Source organism: Aeromonas australiensis (assembly GCF_000819725.1).
Classification (GTDB): Bacteria; Pseudomonadota; Gammaproteobacteria; order Enterobacterales; family Aeromonadaceae; genus Aeromonas; species Aeromonas australiensis.
The window spans coordinates 1-10,212 of the sequence record NZ_CDDH01000082.1; the positions used below are offsets into that span (position 1 = coordinate 1).

The window sequence follows — 10,212 nt, forward strand, 5'->3', positions numbered from 1 at the left end:
TGTTTAGATTGTTTAGATTGTTTAGAAACATAAAATCAGGGAAATCTTGACTAACAAGAGAATACTTTATAGAAAATGAACGATTTAAGATGTTTGGAAGTCCCTAGAGCATTAACCCTGATCTTTATTTTTTAACCGTAGTGCAAGTTGATATGCCTCTAATGTTTGTTTAGCCGTGTGGTGCCAAGTAAACATAGAAGCAATTCTATTTTTTAAATCTGGATTAAATTCCTTGCTCATAACGGATATAACCCCCTTCCTTATTGACTCAACATCTCCTGGTTCACAATACTCTGCATAATCCTCAAAATAAAATTTTGTATCCCCTCGATCAGTAACCAGAATATTGCAATGCATCATTGCGGCTTCAAGAGAGGATAGACCAGGAGTCTCCATCCAAGATATTAACGCATGAGCCTTTGCTACATGGTACAACTCTGCTAGTTCTTCTTGATCTACATGATTAATAAACACCACATTCGCGCCAGCTTCACGAACACATTCATCATAATAGGCTTTACTATTGGGACTTGGCTTGCCCACGATAACTAATTTATAGGGTAAATCTTTTACGGCCTTAATAAGGTCTAATTGACACTTTCTGATTTCAACACGAGCAGCACTAAGCAAGCAACCTTCAAACTCTTTATATTTACCTGAGAATTTTCTTGAATGATCGAAAACCGATGTATCAACCGCGTTAGCTACCCATAAACCGTTATATACATCAAGCTTCATATCAGACACAACACGATCAAGCTCAGTAGGACTATTTGGTAAAAGGACATCTATATTTTTTGCAATGAATTGCTGGGAGCGATAGTGTCCTTTAAATAAGTAACGCAACATTCCATAATGGAAATTACCATTAAAAATAATTCTTGCAGTGGTTTTTAGATACTCTAGCGAATACTCAGAAACATTATTAGCAATCCATTTCTGAAGGCCTCTCCTAGTTTTTCGATCACATTCATTGTAACTTCCCCAAATAGTAGAAAGCACTGTTGGAATGGAGAGTTTTTTTGCTGTTATCACATGATGTAAAATATCTTGTGGATTTCTCAGGTTAAAGAAATGAATTAAATCATAGTCAATGAAATTTGGTTTACTATCACCTGCAATGGCAACAATAATTCCTAGCTGCTCTAAATGTTCCTTAGTTTTCAATAACTGTATTGTATCACCACCAGGACCGGAAAAAACTGTCGGTCTTGTAATAAACAGAACTTTCATCTCACTACCTTTTTTTATAATTTAGAAAATAAACCTGCTCAATAAAAAATATTATTGAGACATAAAATGAAATATATAAAAACTCATGAGTAAGCATAGGAACTATTGTTGTGACAAGAATAAAATAAATTAATACTTTCGCCTTGGAATAAAATTTTAACTTGATAGAACTGAAAAGTAAAAATCCGACAAAAATAGAATAAGCGATAAAACCAACTAAGCCAAAGTAATAGAGAATAAACATAATCCCATTCTCTATATATTTAGTCCCCGCACTATGAACCTCAAAGTTTGGCGACATAAATGTGCCAAACATTATACCACTTATCCCCATCGAAAAATAATTTGAGCTAATATTTACTAACATATCAATGCGACTTGATATCGTTTGCAGCGTGAACAGTTTAGTCTCGAATGCGAAGAGCTCAATAAAAATGAAACTCAAAGCAATTATAGGAAGAAATAAAAATAAAAATCTATAAAAAAATACTAACATACCACCCAATAAAATAGTTCTATTAATAGAAAGCAGCAACCCCATAAAAGGGATATACCTTTTAAATGCACCTTTTATGCTATTATAATTAAACATCAACACAAGAATTGCTAGAGAAGCAAACGCTTGCGGCGTCGTAGTGAACCCCTCAAAAGCATAAATGTTTGGCAACCCCTTGTTTGCTAGGGAAAATATAAAAACACCTTTCCCTAAGACTAAAGAAATGAAAGAAGCTATAAAACCAAAATAAAAACATAACTCAACACCTAATTTCACTGCGTTAAAGTATAGTTTATTACCAAAAGGATAAGTCACTAAAAAATAAAGATGAAGCATTAGAACAAGAGGATATAGGTCAACATTATATCCTTCACTTGCTATTGCAACTAAATATTTTATTATAAAAACTGAAGAAATAAACAATATAGATAAGTAAACATATCGATTAACATTGAAGAAGTATATATTAATCGATATTAAAATAATGATCGCGATTTTACTAAAAAATCCGCCAACAAGTGAGGGTGATGCACATATAAAAGTAGACAATACAACTAAGTAATAGAGTAGGCTATGATGACTTAACGCCACTTTTTCCATATATACCGTCCCAGAGGCCTCTCAGTGAACTTTTAATAAATCTAAAGTCGTTTTTTTTAAAACTATTGATTAATGCAGAGGAGACTGCTGAAAATATGAATAAAAAGTGATAGAATTTACCACATTCATTGGGCCATTTTCTGTTTAAGAGAAAACTATTTCTAATAAAATAATAGTAAGCATTTATACTTCTATCTAAAGAGTTTGACTTTCTAACAACACTCGATTTAGTTGTAGATAACAACTTATACCCGGATTCTCGTATTCTTAGAGACAGATCAACCTCTTCCCAATATAAAAAAAACGCCTCATCAAATAAACCAACCTCTCGAATAACATTCCTATCTAATAAAATACAAGAGCCAGCACAATAATCAGTTTCATTTATCCCCTCAAATGTAATTGGAAATTTTTTGTACGTTTGCTTAAAACCATGAAGTATAATTTTATCATAAATCACCACACCAAACTCATCAAAAGTTCTAATCATCACTGCGCCTACATTATTATTTTGCAGCTTTGCAGAGACCAATTCATATAACGTGTCAGCTCTAACTTTGACATCAGGGTTTATTATTAATATATCTCCTGGAATACCGTTCCCTTCAAGATATTCGAACCCTACATTATTTCCCTTAGCATATCCGAAGTTTGAACTATTAAAGATTATATGAATTTCAAACTCTGGAAAAAAATCGATTAAATCATTTAACCTCTCAGAATCATTGCTAAAATTATCAATAATCAACACCCTAAAGTCTTTAAAAACTGATTTTCTTATAGAAGATAGGAGCGTAAATATCTCAGCAGAGCTATTCCAATTTAAGATCATTATATTTATCACATTCGCCCCTTAATAACTCGGAGAAATGAACCTACAAAAACTCTTAAATGCTTATACAATGTGGCATATTTCGCTGCCGCCATCATTCTTTGATTAGACATGCTGAAAAACACAAAACCACCTATTTGCTTAGCAATATGACGCACTAAAATTGTTGATTTTCTTTCAAATTGCGTCACTTGCACTTTAGACAGTTGTTCAATATCATAATCGGTAACAGTTATGACATTGTTAATAACCATTTTTTCTACTATAGATTTACCAGTTTCACTTCTTGCAAGTACAAGCCCTTGCCCGTCTGATTCTGTAAATAAAGGATAACCCCTATCGTCGCTATGCCAAACATCAGCACTAACAATATCAGCCACCTCACCAGTACCATCAGCGCAAAGTTTACATCTACTTTGTATCGTTGGCCCTAGAATCTCCCCCCAAGAACGAGAATACTCCATTGTAGTAGAGAGGCCATTTTGCACTAAAGTCGTTTTTCCTGGCCAACCTTTGCCTCGAAAATAGAAGTTTTCAACGGGGATATCAACATTATAATCTAAAGCTTCAGCAACCCTTCTAACACCTGATCGGCTTGGTGTACCCGCACAGAAGAAACTAACAATTAATTTAACAGCATTTTTTACGTCATTATCTATTGACATTAAGTTGCGCAAAGCTACGCAATCACACGGTTTACCAACAAACGCAATCCTCTTGTTAGGATTGTCTCTTAGAGTCTGCAAAAAATACTCTAATGGTGATGCAGGGCTATAACGAGATCCTGTGGCCTCAAGTAAATCTTCTCTAGACCTACTTACTTTAGAAAAACTTTCTAGTGGATTACGCTTATCTACACCTATCTGAATAACAAGATCGACTATATTCTTATCTAACGCATATAGTAGAGTTTGAGTAACAATGCCACCAGATGAACCTAAATAGCGTATCTCATTATCATTTGAATAACCGATATAGCATTTTTCAATTGGCCCCCAGATCGGGTGGCTTGAATTAGTTTTAATACTTGCCTGATTTATACCAGGGCAAACAGTTCTGAAAATAGCCTGCTCATCACCGTTTAACTTTTTGCTGCATACAGGGCGATTATATTCCCCCTTATTGACAACAATTTTACTAGGGAATAGAGATGAACACAGACCGCAACCTGTACATAAATCGTTTTTTAAAACTTTCTGAATCACATCCATACTATTATTTCAACACCCCTTCCAAAGCGCTAGTGTATTTTTCAGTCAATTGGTTTTTTTTGTCTGTTAAGCCTTGAAGTTCTAATTTTATTTGGATGCGTTTATTAAAATGGTCAACATTCATTTTTATTGCATTTTTTAAGGATAACTCTTTAGCTTCTAACACCTTATCATAGCCTAGCGTTGTATATAATCCCTTAAACTTGCGACTGTAAGCATAAGGTGTAACAGGTACACCACTTGAAAAGGCTGCAATTGTGGCGTGCATTCTTGCTCCAGTGAAATATTCAAAACTGCTTATATAATTTTTCACCTCAATAGGATTCGTAAATCTTGGCGCTACAATACAGCGTGGAAATAACTCAGCCACCTCGATGCATGCAGCATAGTCGTCTTCGATTTTCTGAACGGGTGAGGTAGCTATTACATGAGAAACCAAGTGTATTTCAATATTTTCAACTGATAAGAAACTTTCTATTAGCTCATTAATATAATCTTTATAGTTATGAGCCAAACCAAACTGGTTATCTCTTGTATATCCGCCATTCCAGAGTAATCCAGAAACATTAATTCCAACTTTAATTTTATCACTAACCTCACGAACCGTAGAATAAGGCATAGATAATGCTACATCAGTGCCTAGATTACAGGACCCAAACTCCTTACCAACTTTAAAACTAATATCGTCTCTTGCAAATACTAAACTTGTATTTCTGATAATGAATCTAGATACAATTTCAGCAAACCTAGATTTAAAGGGTCCAATGGTTTGGGGCGACAACACTGATTTTCGAGCAAAAATTGCATTAACTAGCTTAGTAAAAACTTGAATTAGAAAACGACGATTACCATATATATCAGAGAAACTATCACCGGCTCCAATATCTAATACAAGATCAAAATCTTTTATCATTTTTATGTAAGATTTCAACTTTATTGGGTTAGAAATCAGTTCTTTGACACTGATTGTTATATGCTCGAATTTGCGACCTATTTGACGCTCCACAAGAGCCTTATTTTGCTCACTGGTTACCTCATTATCACCTATAGTAAAAAAATCTGCATCAATACCCAAATTTTGACAAACCCGATCAACTAAAATCATATTGCCAATAGAAAGTGCACCAACACCTAAGTTCCCTGACGATACATTATGCCAAAGGAAACCAATCTTTACTTTATTCATCTACTTCCCCTCCCCAAAAATGCCAAATGAACGTAAGTTTTCATATTTGTCTTTCAACCACCATTGCGAGGATTCAATTTGCTTTTGCTTCTGCTCTTCAAAACGATACTTGATAATCTTTGCTGGTACTCCAGCTACAACTGCATAAGCAGGAACATCTTTTGTAACAACAGCTCCAGCCGCAATTACTGCACCTCTACCAATTTTTTTGCAAGAAGCAACAATAATTGCATTGTGACCAATCCATACATCATCACCGACTTCAAATGAAGTACGACTAACCCTATCTTTTTCAACATAACCCAGTAAAGAGTTATAAAAAAAAGGATGTAAAGATACCTCTTCAAGAGGATGATTAGCATTTAAAAATTGGCACGTTCTAGAAAAAGAGCAATACCGACCAATTTTGGAATTTTGGGGGATTCTCAAAGGGTCAAAGCAACCATAGCTGTATAAACCTATATCTGTATTATATAATTTTTTAAAAAAAAACCTTAAATACTTACTTTCGAATTCATTTAACTTTATTTTCCTTCCAATTAAAAACAATACTTGATAAATTTTCATCATTATATATAGCCCACAAATAAGAGGTTAAAATAAATAAATTTGAAAAAACAATCACACCCAGCAAGGCATTTTTAAAAGGGTAAATTTGGCAGATGAGTAATACTGAGGTTATTTCTATAAGAAATGATATGATGTTAACCTTAGCCCTTAATTTCTGCATACCGGAAAGAATTAGAAGGCAGCCCAAAACCGCATTGTTAAATCTTATCATAACAACGAAACTACATATACTTAGAACACCTAACAAGTCAATATATTTACCATTTAAAAAACCAGAGAAATCCAATGGTGAGAGATAATAAAAGAGAGAAAATAACAGTGCACAACAAGGCAAGGAATTAACTACTAGAAAGAAATTTTTTATTTTGTTTCTTACAACCTCTTTTAAAGCCCAATTACTTGCTAGGCTAGGATAAAAAACATTATTGATAGCTGAAAAAAGTGTTGTGAATGCCTGAATTATTTTTTGCGCATATCCAAATATAATAAACTCTGATGAAGCCAAAAATAATTTAGCAATAAAAACTTGAAAAAAAGGTTGAATGTTCATTGATAACGAATCAACAAAAAACCTCCTGCATTGAAATAACTCACCCTTGATATTTTCCCATGTCACATTATCTCGTTTCAGCTTTAAATATAAGAATACAAAAACACAAAACTTCACTACTGAAGAAAATAAAAACAACGTATCAAGCTGTACATTTAATACAAGCAAGCAAGCTGAAATTAAGAACGGGAAAAAATGAACTAATGTAGTAAAGAAAAACTCTAACCAATATTTACTTTCAAACCTCAGACTGAATGAGAAGGACTCCAGCCAGCATGTAAGGACAGAGTTAATAAATATTAATAGGAAAAGCATATTGAAATCATAAAAAAAAGAAAAAATTAAAAATAAAAAAATAATAGATAACGATGCAAAGCCCCTCACCAAATAGGATTCATGAAGAGCTCTAGACTGTTTTTTTTCTGTAAAATCTACGACTATCTTCGTGCTGTAACCCATATCAACTACAGCAGCTAAAAATGCAGCTATAACAGAAATATATATATATTGACTAAAAACACTCGGTTCATAGAAATGCCCTATTAAAAAAAACAACCCAAAGTTACTAATTGTTTTTGCTGCAGTACTGAAACTGCTAGCAATAAATGAATTTGATTTAATCACAGATCATAGCCAAATGTTAAATTAAGAGCTTACTGCAAATATACTTACTAGCATAACCATCACCATATGGATTATGAGAAAAACTCATCTCTTTGTAAATATTAACATCATTAAGTAATTCAGAAAGACTAAATACTATTCGCTCAACATCAGTGCCGACTAGTTTAACAGTTCCAGCTGCAACAGCTTCAGGACGTTCAGTAGTATCACGCATCACTAATACAGGTTTTCCTAGTGAAGGAGCCTCCTCTTGGATTCCACCCGAATCAGTTAAAATAATATAGCTACGCATCATTAAATAAATGAATGGCAGATACTCTTGAGGCTCAATCAAAATAATATTTTCGATACCACCTAAAATGCGGTTAACCGGCTCACGTACATTAGGATTTAGGTGCATTGGGTAGAGAATCTGCACATCAGGATTGGCTTTAGCTGTGATAGCTAAAGCTTCACATATTCGTTCAAACCCATCGCCAAAACTTTCGCGGCGATGTCCAGTAACCAAAATTAACTTTTTTGTCTCATCTAAAAATGAGAACCGAGAGGCTAATGTAGCTTGCAGAACACTATTTTGTTCAATCTTATCTTTTACCATAAGTAGCGCATCTATTACAGTATTTCCGGTAACGATTATGCTATCTTCAACATAGTTTTCTTGAATCAAATTTTGCTTAGATGTTTCAGTAGGTGCAAAATGGTATTTTGCCAATGCGCCAGTGAGCTTGCGATTTGCTTCTTCAGGCCATGGAGAATAAATGTTCCCTGTGCGCAAGCCTGCTTCGACATGTCCTACAGCAATTTGCTCATAATAAGCAGCCAAACTGGCAGCAAAGGTAGTTGCAGTATCGCCATGTACTAACACAACATCAGGTTTAAATTCTTGTAGAACCGGTTTTATCTCAAGCAAAATACGGGCTGTAATATCATTTAATGTCTGCCCAGCCTTCATAAGATTCAAATCATAATCTGGTTTAATCTCAAATAATGATAATACTTGATCTAGCATTTCACGATGCTGGGCGGTGACACAGACTTTCGCCTCAAAACGTTCATCAGCAGCTAAAGCATGTACCACAGGTGCCATCTTTATTGCTTCTGGCCGGGTACCAAATACCGTCAACACTCTCTTTTTTAACATATCAATAGCCTTTTAAATTCACTTTTAAGTAGCTGTTCACCAGATTACGAAATCTGACATGCTTAAAGGATTTGAGAAAGGAACTAATTGTTCTTACTCACCAGCTTTTGATTCATCTTCACATTTAACTTAAAACTAATTTTCCTGCCAACTTATACAATGCGATACTCACCTTATCGAACTCCAATATTTAACCGATAATACAATAAAGCACCTATCACCAAACATCCTAAACTTGCGGCCAATAATACATCTTACAGTAATAGCCACTGAGCCACCGCCGGACTAACTTTTCAAAATATTGTAATATGGTATTCAAAATTAGGCGGGTACAAACATTCACCTTGTGGGCATCTATTTACATTTAAAAGGTAACCGCCAAATTCAATGTAACAGCATCTTGATCTTTCTTTGACAAACTCACCTTACTTGTTATCGGCCACCTAATCCCGACTAGTGGGTCATCCCAATGGATTGAGCCTTCACTCTGCGGTGAATAGTAATTGGTTGTTTTATACAAAAACTCGGCCGTCTCTGTCAGAGTAACAAAGCCATGCGCAAATCCTTCCGGGATCCACAGCTGTCGCTTGTTTTCTCCAGAAAGGTAAACGCCTACCCATTGCCCGAAGGTCGGGGAGCTTTTACGAATATCTACCGCTACATCAAACACTTCACCGGCCACACAACGCACCAGCTTGCCCTGGGCATGGGGCGGCAATTGATAGTGCAATCCACGCAACACCCCTTTCGATGATTTGGAGTGATTATCCTGCACAAACGTCACCGGATACCCTACCGCCTCTTCAAACAACTTGTGGTTGAAACTTTCAAAGAAAAAACCTCGCTCATCACCAAACACTTTTGGCTCAAAAATAAGCACATCTGGAATTGCTGTCTTGATTACATTCATCTGTCTATCCACACTTGATTCAATTTTTATGGGGGAAGTATTTTCCCTCCCCCATATCACATCAGACTTTGGCAACCATTCTTAACAGATATTGTCCATACGCATTCTTTGCCAACGGCGCTGCAAGTTCACGCACCTGGTCGGCATTGATAAACTTCTGGCGATACGCAATCTCTTCCGGGCACGCCACTTTCAACCCCTGACGGGTCTCGATAGTTTGAATAAAGTTGCTCGCTTCAATCATGCTTTCATGGGTACCGGTATCCAGCCAGGCATAACCACGGCCCATCATGGCCACCGACAGATTGCCTTGCTCCAGGTAAATACGGTTCACATCGGTAATTTCCAGCTCACCTCGGGGCGACGGCTTCAGGCTCTTGGCGATCTCCACCACGCTGTTGTCATAGAAATAGAGGCCGGTCACCGCATAGTTGCTCTTGGGCTCCAACGGCTTCTCTTCCAGAGAGATAGCGGTGCCCGCCTTATCAAATTCCACCACCCCATAACGCTCGGGGTCATGCACATGGTAGGCAAAGACGGTCGCGCCACTCTCTTTGGCCGCTGCGGCCGCCAACTGTTTCTGCAGGTCGTGGCCGTAGAAGATGTTGTCCCCCAGCACCAGCGCACAGGGGTCTGACCCGATAAACTCTTCACCCAGAATAAAGGCTTGTGCCAACCCGTCCGGACTTGGTTGCACCTTGTATTGCAGATTCAAGCCCCACTGGCTACCGTCACCCAGCAATTGCTCAAAGCGGGGAGTATCTTGCGGCGTGCTGATGATCAAAATATCGCGAATTCCCGCCAGCATCAGGGTGCTGAGCGGGTAGTAGATCATCGGCTTGTCATAGATGGGCAGCAG

Annotated in this window: 10 protein-coding genes; all 10 read right to left on the reverse strand. The window is 36.5% G+C overall.

The window, feature by feature from the left end; all coding sequences use genetic code 11:
- Positions 1-111: 111 nt before the first annotated feature.
- The gene (locus tag BN1117_RS14950) at positions 112-1,233 is read right to left on the reverse strand and encodes a glycosyltransferase family 4 protein (protein WP_040098636.1); all 1,122 of its coding nucleotides are present in this window, start codon (positions 1,231-1,233) and stop codon (positions 112-114) included.
- A gap of 4 nt (positions 1,234-1,237) precedes the next feature.
- Entirely contained in the window at positions 1,238-2,329 is a 1,092-nt protein-coding gene (locus BN1117_RS14955; RefSeq protein WP_156130004.1) for a hypothetical protein, read from the reverse strand.
- A complete protein-coding gene (locus tag BN1117_RS19150) occupies positions 2,301-3,173 on the reverse strand; it encodes a glycosyltransferase family 2 protein (protein ID WP_082032610.1) in 873 nt (290 codons plus the stop codon). Before BN1117_RS19150 ends, BN1117_RS14955 begins: the two co-directional genes overlap by 29 nt.
- Positions 3,170-4,372, reverse strand: a complete 1,203-nt coding sequence (locus tag BN1117_RS19155; protein ID WP_082032611.1) for a Coenzyme F420 hydrogenase/dehydrogenase, beta subunit C-terminal domain — start codon at positions 4,370-4,372, stop codon at positions 3,170-3,172. The genes BN1117_RS19150 and BN1117_RS19155 overlap by 4 nt, the downstream gene beginning before the upstream one ends.
- 4 nt (positions 4,373-4,376) lie before the next feature.
- Positions 4,377-5,558: a polysaccharide pyruvyl transferase family protein gene (locus tag BN1117_RS14960; protein WP_040098640.1), complete on the reverse strand. Its 1,182-nt coding sequence runs from the start codon at positions 5,556-5,558 to the stop codon at positions 4,377-4,379.
- Positions 5,559-6,128, reverse strand: coding sequence for a CatB-related O-acetyltransferase (locus BN1117_RS19950; RefSeq protein ID WP_082032612.1), 570 nt, complete (start codon positions 6,126-6,128; stop codon positions 5,559-5,561).
- Positions 6,073-7,302 (reverse strand): lipopolysaccharide biosynthesis protein, encoded by a 1,230-nt coding sequence (locus BN1117_RS19525; protein WP_156130005.1) that lies wholly within the window; start codon positions 7,300-7,302, stop codon positions 6,073-6,075. Before BN1117_RS19525 ends, BN1117_RS19950 begins: the two co-directional genes overlap by 56 nt.
- A gap of 16 nt (positions 7,303-7,318) precedes the next feature.
- Positions 7,319-8,443 carry a non-hydrolyzing UDP-N-acetylglucosamine 2-epimerase gene (gene wecB, locus BN1117_RS14965; RefSeq protein WP_040098642.1) on the reverse strand — a complete coding sequence of 375 codons (1,125 nt, stop codon included), beginning with the start codon at positions 8,441-8,443 and terminating at the stop codon, positions 7,319-7,321.
- A gap of 364 nt (positions 8,444-8,807) precedes the next feature.
- Complete coding sequence (rfbC, locus tag BN1117_RS14970) at positions 8,808-9,353, reverse strand: dTDP-4-dehydrorhamnose 3,5-epimerase (RefSeq protein ID WP_040098646.1); 546 nt, start codon at positions 9,351-9,353, stop codon at positions 8,808-8,810.
- Positions 9,354-9,414: 61 nt separating this feature from the next.
- Positions 9,415-10,212, reverse strand: a 798-nt coding sequence (gene rfbA / locus BN1117_RS14975; protein ID WP_040098647.1) for a glucose-1-phosphate thymidylyltransferase RfbA, incomplete at its 5' end; no start/stop codon positions are given.